Source organism: Psychrobacillus vulpis (assembly GCF_006861825.1).
In the GTDB taxonomy this organism is placed as follows: Bacteria; Bacillota; Bacilli; order Bacillales_A; family Planococcaceae; genus Psychrobacillus; species Psychrobacillus vulpis.
This window is the reverse complement of the sequence record NZ_VDGI01000030.1, coordinates 1-21,809: the sequence shown is the minus strand read 5'-3', so window position 1 is coordinate 21,809 and position 21,809 is coordinate 1. Positions and strand designations below refer to the sequence as shown.

The window sequence follows — 21,809 nt, the reverse complement described above, 5'->3', positions numbered from 1 at the left end:
AATTTTTCGTTCAAAATCGAACGAAAAATTGTCTTTTTTGATGGCGAGTATATAAAAAAATTAAAAGCTAAGGTTTTTCAGTGCCCTCCCTTTCCGCGGGCGTTGCCTCAGCCTCCTCGCTTCGCTGCTGGGTCTTCGACTAACGCTATTCCCGCTGGAGTGTCGCCTTTTTTCAACTATTTTCTGAAAATGAAAAAGTACTTATTCTACAAATAGACAGTTTTTAGTGCCCTCGAGGTACGAAGGGCACTGAAAAGTCTGCCAGATGAGGTTGTCGAATATTCCAATACATAAGAAAATCGTTGAAAGGGCTCCCTTTCCGCGGGCGTTGCCTCAGTCTCCTCGCTGTGCTGCGGGGTCTTCGACTAATCTAAAAATAGACAGTACTGAGGCCACTGAAAAACTCGAATTATTATTTTTGTAGGAACTATTTGCTGTATTTAATTTAAGAGAATTTACCGCGACGCATGAGACTCCTGCGGGAAAGCGAGACAGACGAGACCCTCACGAAGCGAAGCGTAGGAGGAGGCTCGTCGCTCGCCCGCGGAAAGCGAGTGCCAAAGCGCTAAATTCTTATAGCGACTATTTGATAGATAATTTTTTTGAATGACAGTTTTTTAGTGCCCTCGAGATGCGAGCGAGGAGGCTTGGCAGTTCGTCCGCGGAAAGCGAGTGCATACTTCGGAAAACAATAGGAACGATTAAATAGGAATGTGCTATTTTCAAAAGTCACTTTCAATGACTTTTAGGACATCCAAGTTTCTAAAGGTAATAGTGTGTAGTAGCACTGACCAAATCCATTTAGATTTGGTTGATTCATATAAAAGGTTCTACAGTTTATTCGCACTAACAAAAGGGGGGAGTGAATCTTCTAATAAGGACCAGTCCAAAAGCATTTCCTCATCTGTTAATAGACAGCAATCTAAACTAGACTCTATTTCTAATCTACTCATGTCCATTCCTATAAATACGATTTCCGTTTGACGGTCACCGTAAGTATCATCCCATCTACTTGAAACGGAACAATCTTCTGCGAAAATTTGCTGTTGCTGCACTTTTGGGAGAGTAGCAATCCAATATCCAGCACCTTGAAATTGTATAGAAGCTCCGGCTTGTGATATTAAACCGGCCATATTATTTCTGGATGCTAGCCAAAAGAATCCTTTAGCTCGGACAATTTCTTGAGGGAATTGGCTTAACCATTGTTCCCATCTTTTTGGATGAAACGGTTTTTTTCTTTTGTAAACAAATGAACTGATTCCGTATTCCTCTGTTTCCGGAACATGTTCTTCGTTTAACTCTTTTATCCATCCAGCTCCACTCGAAGCTTTTTCAAAATCAAATAAGTGACGACTCAGTATTACAGAAGTATCTATAACACCATTTTCGATAAGGTGAATCTCAGCTTCTGGATTCATTTTTTGCAAGAACGCTTGAAAAGCTTCCGTGTACTCGGCTGTTACTAAATCTGTTTTGGAAACAAGTAAAATGTCTGCAAACTCTATTTGATCGATTAATAGATCCGAGACGTCTCTTTGATCATGCTCATCATCCGTTTGTTTTCGATCAAGTAGAGTTTCTCCACTTTCATAATCTGTCCAAAAACGAAATGCATCAACTACAGTTATCATTGCATCTAATCGACAATACTTAGAAAGGTCAATACCTACTTCTTCATCAATATATGTAAATGTTTGAGCAACAGGGATTGGTTCAGAGATTCCGGTTGATTCAATGACGATATAATCGATATCTCCTTGCTTTGCTAACTTTTCTACTTCAATCATTAAATCCTCTCGGAGTGTACAGCAAATACAACCGTTAGTAAGTTCCACTAGTTTTTCTTCAGTTCTTGAGAAACCGCCATCTTGAATAAGTTGTGAATCTATATTTATTTCACTCATATCATTCACGATGACAGCTACTTTCTTTCCGTCTTTATTGGAAAGTAGATAATTTAGTACCGTTGTTTTTCCAGCTCCAAGATAGCCACTTAGTACTGTTACTGGAATTTGAGATTGTATGTCCATAAAAATTCCTCTTTTCTAAAACGTAATTATTACGATTTAAATATTAAACGATAGCAATTTAGATTGCAAGCAGAAAAGGAATAACTTTTACAAACTCTAAACATAACATCCATATTATTTTCATAATATTCCTATAAGATGAATGATAAGAAGATCGTTCAATCGAAAAGGAGAGATACTATTGGGTTTAAATGAACACAATGTAACAATGAAAGTTTCGAGTAAACGGTTGAATACTTTAACGTTCACACATGCTAGACAGAAAGTACAAACTACTTTGCAATGGATGATCTTAAAAAAAGCACGACCACCAAAATTAAAATATATTCCTATCCCCCCTAGGGATTAGTTCATCGTGCGTCATTTCCAGATGGAGATGACGTTTTTTAGTATTCAACGGGTTATAATGAGTAGAAGTAAAGCGAATAAATAGGAGGGCTTAAATTGAAAGTTTATGCGCATAGAGGTTCCTCGGGTACGCATCCAGAAAATACGATAGCTGCATTTAAAGCAGCTGCAGTTCTTCCGATACATGGTGTAGAGTTTGACGTCCATATGACGAAGGATGGGGAACTTGTTGTCATACATGATGAATCTATTAATCGTACATCCAATGGACAAGGGTTTATAAAGGATATGACACTGACAGAACTTAAAAATTATGACTTCGGTTCATGGTACTCTGCAAAATTTAGAGGGGAAACAATTCCTACATTAAGAGAAGTATTATACGTTTTTAAAGATACTCATCATCATATTAATATTGAATTGAAGTCGGACATTTTTCCCTATGAAGGGATGGAAACGAAAGTATTACAAATGCTTAAGGAATATAGATTAGAGGAACGCGTAGTTATATCTTCTTTTAATCATGAAATGGTGAGTAATTTTAAGAAGCTTGCTCCCCACATAGAAACAGCTATTTTATTTATGGAAGTAATGATTGCCCCTCATGAATATGCGAGATTAGTTGGAGCTGATTCTCTACATGCCTATTTTCCAACAGCCCTAAGACCAATGGGGAAAGAGGCAATTGATAGTGGAAAAGTGCTTAGAGTGTTTACTGTGAATGAAGAAAGTTATGCAGATATGCTAAAACAAGTAGGAGTTCACGCGATTTTTACAGATTTCCCCGAACGAATGTATATGTGTTTAAACAAATGAAAAAGGATGTCCCATTAGTCAACATTTGTATGACTGGTGAGACATCCTTTTGCTATAAGAGACGCAGTCACTTCCAGCTCCTCTAAAACAAACGTTAATAGTGTAGTGGATGTGCAGTACAGAGAACTCGGGAATTGGTAAAGGACAATGAACCCAGTGTTTATAGTACTTTTACTAGGATTAGAAAAGACTTGTAAGGGCGCTGAAAGAGTGTCATTCCAATAAATTTTCTAACAAATTGCCGCTACGAGAATATAGCGCTTTGGCATTCGCTTTCCCGCAGGAGTCTCATACCGCCGCGTTAAATTCTTCTATATAAAAAAAGGATACACTAAATAGTTCCTATAAAAGTACTAGTTTCAAGTTTTTCATCGCCCTCATTTTTGTCCAAATGTTTTCGACATTAATACTTGAAAAAATAAGCAGCATCTCTATATTGAGAAGCGAAGAGCGCCCCGAAATTGTATCTTCGGGCGCCGCTCTCCAGGTAGATAGTTTCTATTATTTCATTAACCTTAAGCAAAAGCCACCTGACTCCAACCGTTTCAAGTGGGCGACGGACAAATGACAGCCATAGGATTACCGAAAAAGAGGGATGGGAAGTGGCTGGCCACTTCCCGTCCCTCTTAAAACTTATCCGGTAATAAGATGGCCGACATGCTGTCCAAAGACGCTAGAAACGATGAAGACAAGATGAACTTTTCTTATTTTTTCAGCAACAAGTACATAAAATATGGTGCCCCTAGTAATGAAACCATCACTCCTGCTGGAATGCCATTTGGTTCTACCACATTTCTACCTATTGTATCTGCAAAGAGTAATAGCCAACCGCCGATTAAAATAGCGACGGGTAAAAACAATTGATGTCTTGGACCTACTAATGATTTTGCAATATGAGGTGCCATCAATCCTATAAATGCAATGCCACCTGTAACAGATACAGCTGAAGCTGCAAGAGCAACAGCAGCAAGTAAAAGAACAATTCGTTCTTTCTCAATAGATACACCAACACCAACAGCGACAGGCTCACTTAAACCAAGTAGATTTAATTTATTTGCTTTATAAAAAGTGAACGGTATTAAGACAATAAGCCATGGAAGAAGAGCTAAAATAAATGGCCAATCTGCACCCCAAATATTTCCTGCTATCCATTTGGCAATAAAGTCAACTTTTTGACGCTCAGCCGATGAGATAAGTACAATCATTAATCCTGATAGTGCCATTGAAAATCCAACCCCGACAAGAACCAAACGTACTGGTTGTAACCCGACTTTTCGGTTATAAGCCATTATGTAGATAAAGAATGCAGTAAGTAAAGCTCCGATAAATGCAACAAAAGGGAGCAAATATACAAACGATCCCGGTTGGATAGGGAAATATAAGAAAAATAAAGAGATTGCGACGCCGGCACCAGAGTTAATACCGATAATACCTGGATCAGCTAAGTCATTACGTGTAATGCCTTGCAAAATTGCACCAGATAGCGCTAATGCCATCCCAGCAAGAATTGTAATAATAATCCTTGGTAAACGAACAGAAAATAACACGAACTCTTCTTTAAAAGTACCATTTCCAAGCAATGTAGGTATGAGACGATCAAATGATAAAGTAGAATATCCAACTCCAGCACTAATAATAACAGTAGCCAGCAATAGAACAAATAAAATTACAAGAATAATTCGCTGTTTTCTAATGAGTTCCGTTTGAATCATTGGAATGCGCCTCCTCCTTTGCGAACAATAAGTAGGAAGAAAGGTAATCCCATTATCGCAATAATTGCTGCGACCGGCGTTTCATAAGGTATGTTAATTGTTCTTCCAAGTGTATCTGCGATCAGCATGAGAATGGCTCCTACAACGATAGACATTGGAATTATAAAACGATAATCAGTACCAACGATAGCTCGGACGATATGCGGCACCATTAATCCGACGAACGCCATATTACCAACAAGTGCAACAGATGCTCCAGCCAGTAATATTACGACAATAAATAGAATTGTTTTTATTTGAACCGTTTTCTGACCCAGTCCAACAGCAACTTCCTCATTTAAGCTTAATATAGTAAGCTGTCTTGAAAGCAATAGAGCGATTAGGATACCAATACTTATAAAAGGTATAATAATATTCAGCTGACTCCAATTTGTTCCGATTAGACCTCCAGCTGTCCACATCGAGACATCCTTTGAAATTTTGAAGAAAATTCCTACTCCATCTGCGATTGCATACAAAAACGCAGATACTGCCGCTCCAGCAAGTACAATTCGTAAAGGAGAAAATCCTCCTTTTTTTATTGCACCAATACTAAATACCATAATGGCACCTACTGCAGCACCAATAAAGCAGGCAACAGTGATTCCTAAATAGTTTGTTGTAGGAAGAAATGCTAACGTTACCGCGAGTGCAGCATTTGCTCCTGATGTAAGCCCTAGTAAGCCAGGATCAGCAAGAGGATTCCTTGTAATGCCTTGCATAATAGCTCCTGATACAGCAAGCGCAGCTCCAACAACGATAGCTCCAACTTCTCTAGGAAAACGAATTTCACGAAGTATATTTATTTGATCACTTTTCAAATCAGAAAATAAAGCGTTCCATACATCTTGAATCGAGGTTTCGGCTGCTCCGAAAATCATTGCAACGATAAACATAGCAAAGAGTAAAAATAATCCGATTATGAACTTTATACTAAAACGAATAGAAGTTTTCATCGTTCGTTTCCTTTCTATAATAAAGAAGGGAGGAATCCTAGACTCGAATTCCTCCTCGACCATTATTTGCTGTTTAACTTTATTCAGCAGAAGTTCTAACCTCTGCTGAATAAAGTTAAAGCCTCCGGCGGATGTCACAGATTTTGAAAGGAGTTAATTGAGCAAGCTCAATTCAAAATCTGGACGCAATTACGCCGAGGCTTAATTGATAAAGTTTTCTTTGAAGAATTCAAGCTGATAATCTAATGTAAGTGGATCGTTGAAGTAAAACTCTTCCATTGTAGCTTCAAAAACTCGATTATTTTTTACAGCAGGAATATTTTTATAAGTTTCTGTATCTTGGAATGAGTTGTCTGTAGCTGCTGATTTACTTAAAATTACATAATCTCCTGCAAATTCAGGAAGTACTTCTAACGACAATGCATAATATCCAGGAGCTAAAGCCGTTTCTTCTACTTTTTTAGGCATTTTTAAGCCCATTGCTTGATAAAGAATTTCAGTTCCGCGACCCCAGTTATTACCATATACATATAATTGTTTGTCAAAGTTTTCGATTACTGATACGGTAGCATCTTCACCAATAGCAGCTTTAATTTCTTCTCCAGCAGACTTCGTGCGTTTTTTAAAGTCATTAATCCAATCTTGTGCTTCTTTTTCTTTATTTAATAGTTTTCCTATCTCTAGATGCTGTGTTAAATAATCTACTTTACCATAAGTAAATGTTACGGTAGGTGCAATTTCTTTTAACTTATCTAAATTTTGTACGGAAGAAAGTCCAATAATTAAATCTGGATCTAGTTCAATAATTTTCTCTAAATTTTCATCAGATACTTCTTCCACATCTTTTAAAAAGCTATCATATCGTGGGTTTTTTTTAGACCAAGAATCGACCCCGACTAAATTAACTCCAAGTGCAGCAACATTACCTGCGAAAGAGGATACAACAACTACACGTTGTGGATCTGCAGGAACTTCAATTGGGCCTTCCTCTGATTGATAAGTAATAGTTGTAGCTTCTTCTTTTCCTGCGTTAGATTCTTTTCCTGCGTTAGATTCTTTGCTAGTTTTAGTATCAGTAGATTGACTATTACAAGCACCTAAAATTAGTACAAATAAAAATAATATTGGTAATAGAAATTTCTTCATTTCGTTATTCTCCTCTTAGTAAATTGTATGTAATACACATAGGTTTATTTGTTCTTGGATCAGTACCGATCTCCGCATTGATATTGAACACATCTTGTAAGACTTCTTGCGTAATAACTTCTTCGCAATTGCCTGCTTTGACAATTTGCCCAGCCTTTAATGCAACAATATAGTCGGCAAATCGCGCAGCTTGGTTAAGATCATGTAAAACCATTACGATAGTTCGTTTTTCTTCACGATTGAGTTTCTGTAAAAGCTCAAGTACTTCTAACTGATGAGCCATATCTAAATAGGTCGTTGGTTCATCTAAAAAAATAATTTCTGTTTCTTGCGCTAGAGCCATTGCAATCCAAACACGCTGACGTTGTCCACCTGATAGAGCAGCCACCGGGTGATATTTGAAATCCTTTGTACCCGTAACCTCAAGTGCCCACTCGACAACTTCATAATCCTTTTTCGTTAGGCGTCCAAAGCCTGTTTGATAAGGAAATCTACCATAAGAGACAAGTTCACCAACTGTTAAGCCACTTGCGCTCTCGGGGGTTTGCGGTAAAATAGCCATCTTTTTTGCAAGCTGTTTCGTATTTTCTTTTGCCACATTTTGACCGTCTAAAATAACAGAACCAGACTGATGCGAAATAATACGAGTAATAGCTTTAAGCAAAGTAGATTTACCACAACCATTAGGACCGATAATCGTAGTGATCTTTTGGTCAGGTATTTGGACCGACAATTCATTTACAATAAGTCGCTCTCCATAGCCAATGGACAAATCATCTGTATAAAGGCGAACCATAATAGAACCTCCAAACTAATAGTTGCAAATATAAATGATAACGATTATCATTGTCACATATGTTACTATATTTAAGTTACAGTTCAAAGTCAACAAAAACTTTTTGGACAGGAGATTAATAAAATGCCAAATATTTATGATGTTACGATTATTGGTGGAGGTCCAGCTGGACTGTATTCTGCTTTCTATAGTGGTTTAAGAGAAATGAAAACAAAGATTATTGAATATCAACCACAATTGGGTGGTAAAATACACGTTTATCCGGAGAAGATGATCTGGGATATAGGGGGACAGACACCTATTTCTGGTGAAAAATTAATAACTCAATTAGTACAGCAAGGCTTAACTTTCGGTCCTGAAGTAGTACTGAATGAGAAAGTAGAGTCTGTTGCTCGCGATGAGAAAGGAATCTTCATACTTCATACTGCATCCGGACAAAAACATTATTCAAAAACGATTATTATAGCTGTTGGAAGTGGAATTTTAAATCCATTAAAGCTTGAAATAGAAGGTGCTGAACGATTCGAAGTAAGTAACTTAAATTACACAGTAAAATCGCTGAAACGCTTTAAAGATAAAACAATTATCATTTCAGGTGGTGGAAATGCGGCAATAGACTGGGCAAATGAGCTAGAACCAATTGCAAAAAAAGTTTATTTAACATACAGAAAAGATTCATTGAATGGACATGAAGCCCAAGTGTCACAGCTATTAGATAGTTCTATTACATGCTACTTTAACACGACAATTTCAAAACTAATTGCAAGTGAAGATCATGATGTAATTGAGCGAGTAGCATTAACGAACAATGAAACGGGAGAAGTATCCTATTTAGCTATAGATGAGGTTGTTATTAATCATGGATACGAGCAAGATGCTGATCTTCTAAAGAATAGTGAAATAGACATTGCGATAGCAGAGAATTTTTATGTTGACGGAAATAGCATGAGTGAATCCTCTGTAGAGGGTGTTTATGCTGCAGGTGATATTTTACATCATCCAGGTAAGTTGCATTTAATAGCAGGTACTTTTCATGATGCAGCAAATGCAGTCAACAGAGCAAAACAATATATTCAACCAGATGCAAGTAAAGTTGCAATGGTCTCTTCTCATAATGAGGTGTTCAAAGAGAGAAATAAAGTGTTGATTAAACAATTAGTCTAAGGCAGAATAATCGTTTTCCTACTAAAGACTATGTATTACCATTTTAATTGTTGTATATTTCAACTAATCCGATGAAATCGGAAATGGAATGAGTGAAAAAGATAAAAAGGTTGCCTCCAAGAATAAAACATTTTGGAGACAACCTTTATTTTATTTTTCTTAAGGATTTGTTGGCCTGTAACGTTCAGACTTCTGCACATACGACAATAAAGCTATTCACCATTTAGCTTTATGTTCTTCAATACAGCCTAATAGCTGCTGAATCTGCAGGGTAGGGCCATTTTCTAATTGAATTTTACCGTTGTAATAGCCCATCATTTGGTTTACTTCCGAAGAGATAAGCTTTGCATCTGTTTTCGCGACTCGGTGGAAGAAAGGAGTAAATGTTAGATTTACTTCATTTGAAAATTTTGTTTTGATAGTCCAAGGCAGCATGAAGTCATTTGAGTTATAAGAAAACAATAAATCCTCGTGAATCTTTGTTATTTTACCATCTACAAAAATGGCATTTTCCGTCATTCCTGTTCCATCCGTCCATTTGCCACCAAAATTTAATCCAATTCTTTTGGAACCAACACGCTGAGAAGCAAAACCCCAATTCCATAATGCTTCCCGTGGCCAAATACCTCTACCATAATCGAGTACAGAGAAATTATCTTCAGTTTGAAAAGAGTAACGCGCATCACCAATTTTCACGAATCCGGTAGTTGGTAATAAATGATGCTTCGCAGTAAATTGAAATTGTGTACGGCTCCAAGGTATAACAACATTTAGAGACTCGTCTTCTATAGGATGCGAAATATGTAAGTCAGCATGTAGCAAATCTCCATCGAAGTCAGGAATAGTAACAGTCATATGGGTCTCATTTTGAATATACAACAATTGAATAGACATTTCCTTTGAATGTAGACGTACACTTTCTAAAATATGTGTAGGCATTTTCACTCTACTTCCTAACGGAATAGTAACTGTCTTCTCCACATAACGTTGTGTTTCATAATTTAAAAAGTAGACAAAACAAACTGCAGCATAATCTAAATGACTGATCGTTGCAGAAAAAAGTATCTCATCCCCAAATACACACCAATAATTCCACTTTTTCTTTCGCATATAGTGACCTTTTAAATTGCTTTCAATAATTGGCTTTTTTGCATATCCGATAGCTTTAGGATTCAAATTACCTTTTTCATCGCAAAGCAAAGTTGGTACTGTAATTTCTTTTTCTGCATGTTGTGGCATTCGTGATCTTCCTTTCTAAACTGGTAAGAAAGAAAAAGCTTTTCTTCTCAGTTTCTGTCTAAACTTCAGGTTCAAGCCGATTGGTTTTTGCATGTACTTACTCTAAAAAATAGCAGACCTTTTAATTTTGGGAGGCTTCTATTCGGAATCATCATTCTCTTAAAGGAAAAACGGTCTTTCACTTTTCTAATGAGTAAAGTTTGAAAAAAGGATATTCATTGAATCAATACTAGCATATATTTTCATTGAAATCATATAAACAAAATAGAGGGAGGTGGAAATTTGGCGGTATATAATCGCTCCGCTGCGGTAGCTTACGCGCAAAAATGGTGGAATAGTTATAATCCTGCGTTTCCAGTATTTGACGTTGATTGTACAAATTATGTTTCACAATGCTTGTTGGCTGGTGGGGCTCCAATGAGAGGGAAGCCAAATAGGGAAAAGGGATGGTGGTTAGGGAACAATACGTGGAGCCTTAGTTGGAGTACACCACATTCGTTAAGATGGTATTTGGCTGGATCTACAATCGGATTACAAGCGACTCAAGTAGACTCTCCTACAAAGCTTATACAAGGAGATCTAATTTTCTATGATTTTGAAGGGGATGGAAGGTTTGACCATTCGACGATTGTGACAAGTATTCAAGGTGGAATGCCTTATGTGAATGCACATACAAATAATAGTCAAAATCGGTTTTGGAGCTATGATGATTCTTATGCGCATACACCAAGTACAAGATATATATTTTTTCATGTAAAAGACAATTTTTCTTAAAGAGTATATAAAATATTCATGTTGAGAACCACATGTGAATGGCATTCCAATATCCCAATAAATAAGAAAATCGTTGAAACGGTTCCCTTTCCGCGGGCGTTGCCTCAGCCTCCTCGCTTCGCTGCGGGGTCTTCGACTAACGCTATTCCCGCAGGAGTGTCGACTTTTTCAACGATTTTCAAGAAATAAAAAAGTATTTACCTTAAAAAACAGACAGTTTTTCAGTACACTTTCTAGGTAGATAGTATTAATTCTTTCGTTAACCCAAAGCAAAAGCAACTTGACTTCAACCGTTTCAAGCGAGCGACGGACGACAGCCATAGGATTACCGAAAAAGAGGGACGGGAAGTGGCTTGCCACTTCCCGTCCCTCTTAAAGCTTATCCGTTAATAAGATGGTCGACATGCTGTCCAAAGCACGGTAGAAAAGATGAAGAGAAGATGCACACTTAAATGGCGCTTGTGCTTTTCTTATTTACGGTAAATACCACAGGACTGCAATTGTATCTTCGCCTGCATGAACTGCTAAGGAGGTGCTAATTTCTCCTATAGACAACTCGACATTCGGTGCCTGTAGTTGAATGGCCTCTTTTAAACTTTCCGCTTGCTCCAATGCATTGGCATGCATAATATATACCAAATTGACACCATCTTGTTCAGCAGACTCTACTACCTTATTAATCAAATACTGTATTGCTTTTTTTTGTGATCGAACTTTATCTAGTTCTTGTAATTGACCTTTATTATTAATTTGAATTATTGGTTTTATTTTTAATAGATTTCCAAGATAAAATTGAACACTGCTTAATCGTCCACTTTTATAAAGTCTCGTTAAATTACCAATTAAAATATAGTTTCGAAATTTCGTTGCTTCCAATCTCAATGTAGCAACTATTTCGTCAAACACTAATCCTTGCTTCTCCAAAATGAGGCCTTTTTCAACTAATCCTGTAATCCCAGCAGATAATGATAGAGAGTCCACACATTCCATATGCACTTGGGCGATTTGGGCACCATTCATCGAAGCTGATATTGTCCCGCTTAAACTATTCGAAACGTGAATTGCAATAATCGATTCATAATCTAGGCTTAGTTTTTTATAAAGTTCCGCAAATTCCCCAGCGGATGGTTGAGACGTTTTAATAGATTCTGTTTCAACACGAAGTTTTTCGTATAATTGTTCCGAAGTTAAATCAACACCGTCAATAAACTGTTGCTGCCCAAAATGAATGTTAAGTGGTATAACATAAACATCGGGATGGTTTTTTAGAAGTGTATTCACATAAGCACTACTATCTACTACCCATGCAATTTTTTTCATAGTCATTGTATACATCCTATTCAATAAATTATTTAAATGATAATAATTATAGCACAATACATAATAGTATTCGCTTTGTTAGAATAGGGAAGTGTTATATTTTTGATAATATCTATACTATCTTCTCCACCAGATTTCATCCCAAGATTGTTTAATATCCAATCGATGACGAATAAGTATAATGATGATGGCAATAGTTAGAGGCCAAGCACTATAAAATGCGGAATTCGTCCAGCATATGAAAGCGTATGCTAGAAAAGCTAAAACCATACTCAAGGTAGCACTTCTTAAGATTCCAATTAAGACAATAAAAAATATAGCCATTATGCCAAATAGCAAATGGTTAAAAGCAAGTGCGACTCCTATAAAAGTAGCAATCCCTTTACCGCCCTTAAACTTTAACCAAAAAGGAAAAAGGTGCCCTAGAATAACGAACAATCCGCCTGTTCCAATAATTACAAATGAAAAATTATAATAAATGCCGATATATATCATAATTGCGCCCTTTAGTGCATCGCCGAAAAAGGTTAGAAAAAATGCAGACTTTCCGAGAACTGCACCAGCATTTCTTGCTCCTAAATTTCCACTTCGTGCTTGACGTAAATCAGTATTTTTCCATTTTCCTACCCACCATGCGGTAAGAAAAGTACCAACTATATAACTAATAATCCAATATAGATACAATTATATCACCTCAACTAGATTGACATTAAGAGTAGAGAAAGGGAGCAGAGCTTGAAACTACGTTTATTATTACTATTAATACCTATATTATTTCTACTATCATCCTGCCAAGAAAATAATCCACCAAATAACAACGCAAAAAATGGAGAGTTAATAATTACACAGGAAGATTTCGCAAGTCATAAGTTAATTCAATTAAATGGCGAGTGGAAGTTTTTTTGGAAAGAATTACTTTCTGAAAATGAAATTAGAAAAAGACTTCAAGTGAATGATCAAGCAAATGTACTCCTCCCTACTGGATGGAAAGATGTTGTAGGAACTTCTTTTGGATATGGAACTTATTACTTAAAAGTTATTTTGCCAAAAGAGAAAGTAGGAAATACATTGGCGATTACAACTACAAACCAAAGTACATCCTATACACTTTTAGTAGATGGTGTAAGGGTTGCTTCTAATGGTTACGTAGGAACTAGTTTAGAGACGAGTGATCCTAAGTATTCCAATCGTCTAGTATATTTTACACCACGAAATAATGAAATACATATTGTTCTACATATTTCTAACTTTGTACATCCGATAGGTGGAGCAACAGAACCAATTTATCTAGGAACGACCGAGCAAGTAACGAAAAACTCCGCAACTACATTGGCGTATACAATGTTTATAATTGGCTCCATTCTGGCAATGGGAGTTTATGAGCTGTTCATCTATTTCTTTAGAAGAGAAGAAAAAGTATTCTTCTATTTTGGGTTAATAAGTATTTTAATCTCCATTTTTTCTATATTAAAATCACCGTATTATATAAATAATATATTCCCATCGATAGATTGGATTTGGGGTCATCGCTTCGAAATTATTTGTGTGTACCTATTATTCCTATTTTATGTATTATTAGTACGAACGATGTATCCTAGTGAGACGAAGAAAGCACCTGTTGTATTTGGGGTAATAGCTTCAATCGTAGCGATCCTAATTACTCTTTTCACAGAGCCGATTTTTTATCTTCCAATATTACATTATATATTAATAATAATTGGAATTTATATGGTCTATATCTTATATATCCTTATTTTAGCGTATAGAAGAAAACGACCTACTGCACTTGTCAATATATTTGCTAATCTATTGTTCTTTATTTTGGTAATCAATGATATGTTATTATCCCTAAACTTAATTCATACCATTCCATTAACTATTATAGGCTTCTTTTGGTATGTAATAGTACAATCAATTAACCTAAGTAAAGATTATGCTCGTAAATTTGATGAGTCTAAGAAACTATCAATCGATTTGCAAAAGTTGAATGCATCTTTAGATGAAAAAATAGAAGAAAGAACAGAAGAATTGAAACAAAAGAATGATGAATTAAAACGACTAACTTTAGTAGACGGTTTAACAGGTATTTATAATCGAAGATACTTTGATGAATATATGGATAAATACTTTGAAGAGGCAATTTCAAACAAAAAACCACTTTCACTAATAATGATAGACGTTGATAACTTTAAAATGTACAACGATTTTAACGGGCATTTAGCTGGGGATGAAGTATTAAAAGAGTATACTCAGTTTGTAAAAGAAATGTGTAATGGAAAAACATTTATTGCAAGATACGGGGGAGAAGAATTTGTAGTTGTTCTTCCTAACACAACGATACGTGATGCAGTAGGTTTTGCGGAAGAGATACGTTTATTAGTAGAGGAACAAAAAGTTCCGATCGGAATGGATGATTTATATGTGACAATTAGTATGGGAATTTCTTCTACCGAGCAACATGAATTTATACGAAAAGAAGAATTGATAGAGCGAGCAGATAGAGCACTTTATCAGTCGAAAGAAAATGGCAAAAATCGATTAACACTCTTGTGAGAAAAGCAAGACTTTTAAAATAAATAATTAATTGGTATGATGTTAGTATTCATTCACGTTTATTTAAAAGGGAGTTTTCGTAAAATGATAGATCACGCATTAACAGTACGCGACGCGATTATTCAACGACGATCAATAAAAGTATTTAACGGACAGCCTGTGGAAAGAGAAAATTTGCTATCGATACTAGAAGACGCTGTATGGGCACCAAATCATCAGCTAAGAGAACCATGGCGCTTTGTTATTGCATGTGGAAAAGAGCTAGAAGAATTATATAGTGTTTTAAAAGAGTTTGGAATTCCGAAATGGAAAGATCTTTCTGAAGAAGAACTAGAAAAACAAATGAAAAAATATATGACACCAGGTGGTTATGTATTTGTAATTGTACCTGAAGATGCACGTCAAAAAGAACGATTAGAAGACTATGCTGCAGCAAGCATGCTTATTCAAAATGTGCAATTGCTTGCTTGGGATAGAGGAATAGGTTCTTGTTGGAAAACACCTGGCTTTTTAGATAATCCTAAATTCCGTGAAGCACTTGGCGCTAAAACAGGAGAACGCATCATTAGTATGCTACAAGTAGGATATTTCGATGAAATGCCAAAACCTAAACCACGCAAAAATATAGATGAATTAATTACCATCTTTGGTGAATAAAACAAAGGGCTATCTCTATATGAGATAGCCCTTTTTTTCGAAAGATAAGAAAGTATAAAAAGTTGATATGTCATGAACACAGTAATCATGGTCATTTGTCAAAGGATTCCGTTACAAGGGAGGCTTTCCGCGGGCGTTGCCTTAGCCTCCTCGCTTCGAGGCCACTGAAAAAGTGTTATTCTAATAAATTTTCTATCAAATAGTCGTTATGAGAATTTATCGCTTTGGCATTCGCTTTCCGCGGGCGAGCGACGAGCCTCCTCCTTCGTGCGGGGTCTCGTCTGTCTCGCTTTCCCGCAGGAGTCTCATGCGTCGCGCTAAATTATCTTAAATAAATACAGCAAATAGTTCCTACAAAAATACTAATTCGAGTTTTTCAATAGCCTCCTCGCACAGGTAGCGTGTCTTCGACTAACGCCTATCCTGCAGGAATGGCCGCTTGTAACGAAATCCATCTAGTTTGGAAGAATGTAATCATGTTCCGTTTATTTATTGATTTTACGGAGTACTTACTTCTGCATTTTATACTGATAATTGTAGACATTCAGCAATGAGTAGAATCTTTTGAGCAAGTTTTTCTTTTTTAGAAACAGAGTAAAAGCAGTAGTCATGCTATCTTTGTTTCGCTCACGATTCAAATAATCGTCATTCTATTTATAAACAGCTGCAATTATGAATAGATCCATACTAGTTGATGAGAGCGCAGGCGGCGACTTCTGCGGGAATAGCAGATGTTTCTGCACCGAAAGCGAAGCGGCAGGTGCATGAGCATAAGGCCCCGCAGGAAAGACACTGGCCGAACTTTATTTGGCCAGTGTCTTTGCGACGAGTAACCGCAGGAGCACATGTTTTTGCAGTGACGAGGAGACTGAAGCCATGCCCGCGAAAAGCGTCCGCCGTAGCGGAAATCAACGGTATTTCTAGGGTTACTCTTCATAAAAAGGACCGGGCGTCTTTTGCTCGGTTTTTCTTATTAAGTGAAATACATTACTTCTACAAAGTAATCCCTTTAATACCCACTTAAACTCAATAGGATTGATATGGAGGTGTGCGTCCTCCGCTTTCATATGCAGAGAGAATATATCGTTCGATCATGTAAGAGGAAAAACAAGTGCCTTTGATATATCCTTTTTGCCAACTTTCTGTAAAGGTAACAATATATTTTTCATGTGCAATTTGTTTAATGCTCGTTTCTCTTTCGACTTCAAAACCATCAATCGTTCCTTGCCATTTTCCGATGTATTTTGGAAACTTATTATCACTAGAAGATGTAGCAAATATAATAGCATCTTCTTTAGTAAAAGGCGGCGTGGGAGGGGAGGTAAACTGAAAATATCCCCAAAATAATGGAAGTGCAATAATAGGTAAGAGAATAAATAATCTTATACTCTTGCCTTCTATCCATCTTTTGCTTACCCATTTAAATATAATTGCGAATAGTAAAGCAGCTGCTGTAGCATATATGGGGTTTATCCAGTTTTGATCTAATATCCCAAAACCCAATCCAAATAAACCGTGAAGTAAAACATATAGCCAATCATGGTGTTTAAACCATCTACTTTGCAAAAAATCTATGCATATAGATACGATGTTCCCATATAGTAGAATAATGACTCCCATATACAAAAAGTAAATCGTTACTAGCCCAATAAAGTATTCACCAACATTATATTTTATTGCAGATGTACTATTGAGTAAGGCAAATGTGACGAAGGCAATGGAGGCTATTAGGGTAGCAACAAACGTCGCGAGTAACTTTCTAAATATGAAACTACTTACACTTAGCCTCATTTTTCATCCTTATCTGAGTTTTGACATATAATACTCGTCTAACCATTTACCGTTTACAAGAAGTGATTTTCGTTTGATTCCTTCCGACTCAAATCCCATCTTTTTATACAAAGCAACTCCTATTGTGTTTTCCGTTACTACCGTCAATTCTAGTCGCTGTATTTGGTGAATAGCGGCCCAATCGTCTAACTGCTGGAATAGTTTAGTACCAATTCCTTGCCCTCTAAACTTTTCTATAATTCCAATTACTAAGTAAGCAGTATGTTTCTTTCGTTTTGCTTTTCCACCTATGACGATTAAGTAGCCAACCAGTTCCTCCTTTTCTTCTGCAACAAAAATTGTGGAGTTACTTTCTTTTTCCATTTGTTCTAAACTTAAACGTTGACTTTCAGGTGTCATCTTTCTTTCGCCAGGTTCCATCAGCATATAAGGTGACTCTACTTCTACTTGATTGATTAGCGCAACCAATTTTTCAGCATCTGCAGGTGTAACTTCTCTAATTTTCAAGTGGATCCTTCCTTTGAAAAAAACACATGGAAAGTGTTATTCCATGTGTTTGATTTGAATTATTTTTTTAGTTCATCTTTTGATAGTTCTGCTAGTTCGTAGTAATAGTCACCGATCACTCGTAGACCTTGATCAAAGTTTTCTAAATGGAAGTGTTCGTTTGGAGCATGGAAGTTCTCAGTTGATAATCCAAAGCCCATTAACACTACTGGCAACCCAAGAATTTCATCAAAAGCTGCAACGATTGGAATGGACCCTCCACCACGAGTATATGCTGTTGGTACTTTGTATACTTTTTCGTAGCTACGACCTGCTGCTTGAATAGCAGGGTGATCAATTGGTGTGATGAATGGTTTTCCTTTATCGAATTCAGTTAGTGTAACCGAGACACCAGCTGGTTTATGCTTTTCGATATGGGCTTTTAGTTTTGCTACGATTTCGTCTGGATCTTGATCTGGTACTAAACGACAAGTGATTTTAGCTCCAGCTTCACTTGGTAAAACTGTTTTAATACCTTCTCCAGAGAAGCCACCGAATACCCCATTAATCTCTAAAGTCGGACGAGTCCAAACACGTTCTAAGTGAGAATAGCCTTTTTCACCGAAAAGCTCATCCACTTGGATTTCTTTTTTCAAGTCTTCTTCACTAAAACCAAGCGCTTTATATGCTTCTCTTTCTTCTTCGAGAAGGGGACGTACATTTTCATAGAAATTTTCTACTTGAATAGTGCCTTCTGCATCACGGAAAGAATCTAAAATAGAAACAAGTGCATGAATAGAATTTTGTACTCCGCCGCCGTATAGTCCGGAATGAAGATCACCTTTAGCACCTTTTACGTCAATTTGTACACCACATAGCCCGCGCAAACCATAGCAAACTGCGGGTTGCCCTGGACCTTGCATTCCTGTATCAGAAATGACGATAACATCAGAAGCAAGTTTTTCTTTATTTTCTTCAATATAAGCTTCTAAGTTAGGACTACCAACTTCTTCTTCACCTTCTATTAATAGTTTCACATTTACAGGAAGTGAATTTTCTGTTTTCAGTAATGCTTCTATTGCTTTCACATGCATAAATACTTGCCCTTTATCATCACTTGCTCCGCGAGCAAAGAGTTTATTGTCGCGAACTTGTGGTTCAAAAGGTTCCGATTCCCATAGATTTAATGGGTCTACCGGCTGCACGTCATAATGACCATAAATTAGCATCGTCGGTTTGCCTTCTGCATGTAACCAATCTGCATATACTACGGGATGGCCATTTGTTTTATCTACAAGTACGTTTTCTAAACCAGCTTTGGATAAGGAATCTGCTAACCATTGTGCACCTTTTTGCATGTCTTCCTTATGTTCAGATAAAGAAGAAATACTTGGTATACGTAAGAATTGTTTTAATTCCTCTAAATGTTCTTCTCGTTTTTCTGTAAAGTAATTATCTAATGTTGAAAATTGGCTCACTAGAATCCCTCTTTTCTAAAAATTTCGTGAATAGAAATAGTATAGCATAAGTTTTGTGACAACTAAAATGACAGTATGCTATAGTAATAAAAAGAAATATTTGAACGATGTTATCATTTTAGGAGGATAAAAAATTGTACATAGAATTTGTACTATTAGGATTTGCACTACTTATTTCATTTTTATTATCAGGTAGTGAAACTGCATTAATGACAGTTAACAGGATGAAGGTCCAGCTGAGAGCTGAGCAAGGTGACAGGGGAGCTGAAAAATTACTTGTTCTGTTATCAAAGCCGGACCGAATGATTATTACGATATTAGTAGGAAATACTATCGCTAATATAGCAATGACTGTATTACTAATCCTTATTGCAGAAAATTATAAGTGGAATATTGCTTGGTCGGTTGTCATATTGACAGTAGTAGTTATTCTATTTGCGGAAGTACTACCTAAAACGATTGCCGCAACGTTTTCTGGGACAATTGCTTATATGGTTGCTCCAATTATTCGATTGCTAGTAAATCTGTTCCGACCAATCACATTCTTAATAGCTGAATTGATTAATATGATGATTCGAATAGGTTCAAAGGGTGCGGTAAAAGAAGCAACTATATCGAAAGAGGAAATATTAAATATGGTAGATATAGCTTCTACAAACGGTACATTTGAAGAAGAAGAATCAGAAAGAATTAAAGGAATGCTGGATTTTCCACATAAAGATGTACTAGACGTACTCTCAACACATAGAACAGAAGTCGTTGGTATACCTTTAGAAGCTACTTATGAAGAAGTGCGTGAGACGATATTGGAGCATTTTTACACAAGGTACCCAGTATATGATGAAAGCTTAGATACAATCGTTGGGATGTTTTATTCGAAAAAATTGATTGAGTGGTCGATGGATCCAACCATGGAGCTAGAAACGATTATTGATAAAGATCCATTATTTGTGGTCCAAACGTTAAGTGTGGAAAAAGTATTTAAATTAATGTTGAGTCACAAGAAACATATGGCAATCGTTTTAGATGAATATGGGGGTACACTTGGGATCGTGACACATGAAGATTTAATCGAAGAAATGATCGGCCAAGAAATTGAAGATGAAACTGATATCGATGAAGAAATTTTAGTACATGAAATGACCGAAAGTCGTCTAATATGTGCAGGTCGTTTAGAAATAGAAGAGGTTAACCAATTATTTAATATAAATATTCTAAACGAAAATGAAACAATCGGGGGATTTGTACTAGACCAGTTGGGGCATGTCCCAGAGGAAGAAGAGCAGTTTTCTTATGAGAATTTACTTATTGAAGTAAATGAAATGGATCGTAGCCGCATAGTAAAACTAACGATTACCAAAAAAGAAGTCGAACATATTGAAGCACAAGAGAGTTAAATACTCCTCTTGTGCTTTTCTTACTTTCTTACACGTTTGTAATAAAGTTGAAAGAGAATCCGATGGAGTGAAAGGTAATTATTTGGCATTATATAGGTATCAAGAAAAGCCGAGCGGAGGAAAAATCATGCAAGTCAAAATAGAAGATATTTATGAAGAATATAACCGTTATATATATTACTTATGTTTGAAATTAACGAAAAATCAAATAGATGCAGAAGACTTAATGCAAGAAGTTTGGATGAAGGTTGTAAGATACGAATCGTATATGAAAGAAGTCGACCATGTAAAAGCTTGGTTAACAACTATCTGTATGAATACATTCCGAGATCGTTATCGCAAACAAGTGAGACGCAGCAAATACATTGCCAATCAACCAGAGCAATTAGATGTATCGATTCTAGACTTAATTGCATCAGATGTATTGTCAGTAGAAGAGCAGTTAGAAAAAGAAGATGTAAGCGAAATAATTCGATCCAAAGTTTCTGAGTTAGATAGTATTTATCAAAAGACAGTTATGTACTTTTATGTGCACCAATTTTCATTAATTGAAATTGCAGAAGTCATGAAAGTTTCTATTGGAACTGTAAAGTCACGCCTGTTTAGAGCGAAACAGCGCTTGAAAGAACTCATTATGAATGATGAATTAGCGAAGGATTCATTAATACTAGTTTAATACATAGAAGCTTCTCACATCTGATTGTGTTGAAGCTTTTTTGTTGTTATGGGAGGGAGTAGGCTCAGGTATTGTAGTTCGAGCGAGCAGAGTGTCTATCCGAGCATATCGGTTCTCCATGCAAGAACCGAGCATAAGTGTTCTCTATGCGAGCATAAATGTAGCGTATGCGAGCCTAACGAGGTGGTAACCGTTCAAATGTTAGCAATTCGAGCATGTGATGTGTTTATCCGAGCATAAGTGTTCTCTATGCGAGCATAAATGTAGCGTATGCGAGCCTAACGAGGTGATATCTGTTCAAATGAGTCAAGTCCTTATAATTGTGTAAAATGCTAATTACAAGTCTTCAATTGTTTTGTATCACAAACAGATTCTGTTCGAAGTATGAATTTGATTGGATTGGAAGGGGGTACCCCCTTCCAATCCAATCA

20 protein-coding genes are annotated in these 21,809 nt (G+C 36.5%); 9 read left to right on the top strand and 11 right to left on the bottom strand.

The genetic code is table 11. The features are described 5' to 3' along the window. Nucleotides 1-216 (top strand): hypothetical protein (locus FG384_RS20055; protein ID WP_205961826.1); only part of this gene is annotated, 216 nt, incomplete at its 5' end. 614 nt (nucleotides 217-830) lie between these two features. On the opposite strand, the gene FG384_RS18455 is transcribed toward FG384_RS20055, so the two are convergent. Then, nucleotides 831-2,024, bottom strand: a complete 1,194-nt coding sequence (locus tag FG384_RS18455) for a GTP-binding protein (RefSeq protein WP_142644162.1) — start codon at nucleotides 2,022-2,024, stop codon at nucleotides 831-833. 187 nt (nucleotides 2,025-2,211) lie between these two features. Between FG384_RS18455 and FG384_RS19920 the strand changes: the two genes are divergently transcribed. Further along, nucleotides 2,212-2,379 carry a hypothetical protein gene (locus FG384_RS19920; RefSeq protein WP_166462488.1) on the top strand — a complete coding sequence of 56 codons (168 nt, stop codon included), beginning with the start codon at nucleotides 2,212-2,214 and terminating at the stop codon, nucleotides 2,377-2,379. A 95-nt stretch (nucleotides 2,380-2,474) separates the two neighbouring features. Further along, complete coding sequence (locus FG384_RS18450) at nucleotides 2,475-3,194, top strand: glycerophosphodiester phosphodiesterase (protein WP_142644159.1); 720 nt, start codon at nucleotides 2,475-2,477, stop codon at nucleotides 3,192-3,194. A 704-nt stretch (nucleotides 3,195-3,898) separates the two neighbouring features. On the opposite strand, the gene FG384_RS18445 is transcribed toward FG384_RS18450, so the two are convergent. From FG384_RS18445 to FG384_RS18430, 4 genes are all read right to left on the bottom strand, one after another. Then, nucleotides 3,899-4,906: a FecCD family ABC transporter permease gene (locus tag FG384_RS18445; protein ID WP_142644158.1), complete on the bottom strand. Its 1,008-nt coding sequence runs from the start codon at nucleotides 4,904-4,906 to the stop codon at nucleotides 3,899-3,901. After that, nucleotides 4,903-5,901: a FecCD family ABC transporter permease gene (locus FG384_RS18440; protein WP_142644157.1), complete on the bottom strand. Its 999-nt coding sequence runs from the start codon at nucleotides 5,899-5,901 to the stop codon at nucleotides 4,903-4,905. Before FG384_RS18440 ends, FG384_RS18445 begins: the two co-directional genes overlap by 4 nt. Nucleotides 5,902-6,102: 201 nt before the next feature. Beyond that, a complete protein-coding gene (locus FG384_RS18435; RefSeq protein ID WP_142644156.1) occupies nucleotides 6,103-7,047 on the bottom strand; it encodes an iron-hydroxamate ABC transporter substrate-binding protein in 945 nt (314 codons plus the stop codon). 4 nt (nucleotides 7,048-7,051) lie between these two features. After that, the gene (locus FG384_RS18430) at nucleotides 7,052-7,843 is read right to left on the bottom strand and encodes an ABC transporter ATP-binding protein (RefSeq protein ID WP_142644155.1); all 792 of its coding nucleotides are present in this window, start codon (nucleotides 7,841-7,843) and stop codon (nucleotides 7,052-7,054) included. A 123-nt stretch (nucleotides 7,844-7,966) separates the two neighbouring features. Here FG384_RS18430 and FG384_RS18425 point away from each other — a divergent pair, with 123 nt between their 5' ends. Further along, nucleotides 7,967-9,007, top strand: a complete 1,041-nt coding sequence (locus FG384_RS18425) for an NAD(P)/FAD-dependent oxidoreductase (RefSeq protein WP_142644154.1) — start codon at nucleotides 7,967-7,969, stop codon at nucleotides 9,005-9,007. Between the two features lie 216 nt (nucleotides 9,008-9,223). Here FG384_RS18425 and FG384_RS18420 read toward each other — a convergent pair whose 3' ends face one another. After that, entirely contained in the window at nucleotides 9,224-10,246 is a 1,023-nt protein-coding gene (locus FG384_RS18420) for a DUF2804 domain-containing protein (protein WP_142644153.1), read from the bottom strand. Nucleotides 10,247-10,528: 282 nt separating this feature from the next. On the opposite strand from FG384_RS18420, the gene FG384_RS18415 reads away from it, so the two are divergent. Beyond that, on the top strand, nucleotides 10,529-11,020 hold the full coding sequence (locus tag FG384_RS18415; RefSeq protein ID WP_142644152.1) for an amidase domain-containing protein: 492 nt from the start codon (nucleotides 10,529-10,531) through the stop codon (nucleotides 11,018-11,020). A gap of 474 nt (nucleotides 11,021-11,494) precedes the next feature. On the opposite strand, the gene FG384_RS18410 is transcribed toward FG384_RS18415, so the two are convergent. Next, nucleotides 11,495-12,346: a DegV family protein gene (locus tag FG384_RS18410; protein WP_205961824.1), complete on the bottom strand. Its 852-nt coding sequence runs from the start codon at nucleotides 12,344-12,346 to the stop codon at nucleotides 11,495-11,497. Between the two features lie 111 nt (nucleotides 12,347-12,457). After that, entirely contained in the window at nucleotides 12,458-13,024 is a 567-nt protein-coding gene (locus tag FG384_RS18405) for a glycerol-3-phosphate acyltransferase (RefSeq protein WP_142644151.1), read from the bottom strand. Nucleotides 13,025-13,075: 51 nt separating this feature from the next. Here FG384_RS18405 and FG384_RS18400 point away from each other — a divergent pair, with 51 nt between their 5' ends. Together FG384_RS18400 and FG384_RS18395 are read left to right on the top strand one after the other, a co-directional pair. After that, on the top strand, nucleotides 13,076-14,893 hold the full coding sequence (locus FG384_RS18400; RefSeq protein ID WP_142644150.1) for a sensor domain-containing diguanylate cyclase: 1,818 nt from the start codon (nucleotides 13,076-13,078) through the stop codon (nucleotides 14,891-14,893). 84 nt (nucleotides 14,894-14,977) lie between these two features. Next, entirely contained in the window at nucleotides 14,978-15,550 is a 573-nt protein-coding gene (locus FG384_RS18395; RefSeq protein ID WP_142644149.1) for a nitroreductase family protein, read from the top strand. Between the two features lie 1,026 nt (nucleotides 15,551-16,576). On the opposite strand, the gene FG384_RS18390 is transcribed toward FG384_RS18395, so the two are convergent. Genes FG384_RS18390 through FG384_RS18380 form a run of 3 tightly spaced genes read right to left on the bottom strand, consistent with a single transcriptional unit; the run spans nucleotide 16,577 to nucleotide 19,305 of the window. Next, nucleotides 16,577-17,341 (bottom strand): hypothetical protein, encoded by a 765-nt coding sequence (locus FG384_RS18390; protein ID WP_142644148.1) that lies wholly within the window; start codon nucleotides 17,339-17,341, stop codon nucleotides 16,577-16,579. Between the two features lie 9 nt (nucleotides 17,342-17,350). Beyond that, on the bottom strand, nucleotides 17,351-17,848 hold the full coding sequence (locus FG384_RS18385) for a GNAT family N-acetyltransferase (RefSeq protein WP_142644147.1): 498 nt from the start codon (nucleotides 17,846-17,848) through the stop codon (nucleotides 17,351-17,353). A 59-nt stretch (nucleotides 17,849-17,907) separates the two neighbouring features. Further along, a complete protein-coding gene (locus FG384_RS18380; RefSeq protein ID WP_142644146.1) occupies nucleotides 17,908-19,305 on the bottom strand; it encodes a dipeptidase in 1,398 nt (465 codons plus the stop codon). A gap of 134 nt (nucleotides 19,306-19,439) precedes the next feature. Between FG384_RS18380 and FG384_RS18375 the strand changes: the two genes are divergently transcribed. Together FG384_RS18375 and FG384_RS18370 are read left to right on the top strand one after the other, a co-directional pair. After that, complete coding sequence (locus FG384_RS18375) at nucleotides 19,440-20,702, top strand: hemolysin family protein (protein WP_338101361.1); 1,263 nt, start codon at nucleotides 19,440-19,442, stop codon at nucleotides 20,700-20,702. A gap of 127 nt (nucleotides 20,703-20,829) precedes the next feature. Continuing rightward, nucleotides 20,830-21,378, top strand: coding sequence for an RNA polymerase sigma factor (locus tag FG384_RS18370; RefSeq protein ID WP_142644145.1), 549 nt, complete (start codon nucleotides 20,830-20,832; stop codon nucleotides 21,376-21,378). Nucleotides 21,379-21,809 lie beyond the last annotated feature (431 nt).

What these genes read in the sequence shown, in the direction of transcription:
- FG384_RS18440 (WP_142644157.1), bottom strand. Translation starts at nt 5,901, where the DNA reads ATGAAAACTTCTATTCGTTTTAGTATAAAGTTCATAATCGGATTATTT.
- FG384_RS18435 (WP_142644156.1), bottom strand. Translation starts at nt 7,047, where the DNA reads ATGAAGAAATTTCTATTACCAATATTATTTTTATTTGTACTAATTTTA.
- FG384_RS18445 (WP_142644158.1), bottom strand. Translation starts at nt 4,906, where the DNA reads ATGATTCAAACGGAACTCATTAGAAAACAGCGAATTATTCTTGTAATT.
- FG384_RS18390 (WP_142644148.1), bottom strand. Translation starts at nt 17,341, where the DNA reads ATGAGGCTAAGTGTAAGTAGTTTCATATTTAGAAAGTTACTCGCGACG.
- FG384_RS18430 (WP_142644155.1), bottom strand. Translation starts at nt 7,843, where the DNA reads ATGGTTCGCCTTTATACAGATGATTTGTCCATTGGCTATGGAGAGCGA.
- FG384_RS18420 (WP_142644153.1), bottom strand. Translation starts at nt 10,246, where the DNA reads ATGCCACAACATGCAGAAAAAGAAATTACAGTACCAACTTTGCTTTGC.
- FG384_RS18370 (WP_142644145.1), top strand. Translation starts at nt 20,830, where the DNA reads ATGCAAGTCAAAATAGAAGATATTTATGAAGAATATAACCGTTATATA.
- FG384_RS18395 (WP_142644149.1), top strand. Translation starts at nt 14,978, where the DNA reads ATGATAGATCACGCATTAACAGTACGCGACGCGATTATTCAACGACGA.
- FG384_RS18425 (WP_142644154.1), top strand. Translation starts at nt 7,967, where the DNA reads ATGCCAAATATTTATGATGTTACGATTATTGGTGGAGGTCCAGCTGGA.
- FG384_RS18410 (WP_205961824.1), bottom strand. Translation starts at nt 12,346, where the DNA reads ATGACTATGAAAAAAATTGCATGGGTAGTAGATAGTAGTGCTTATGTG.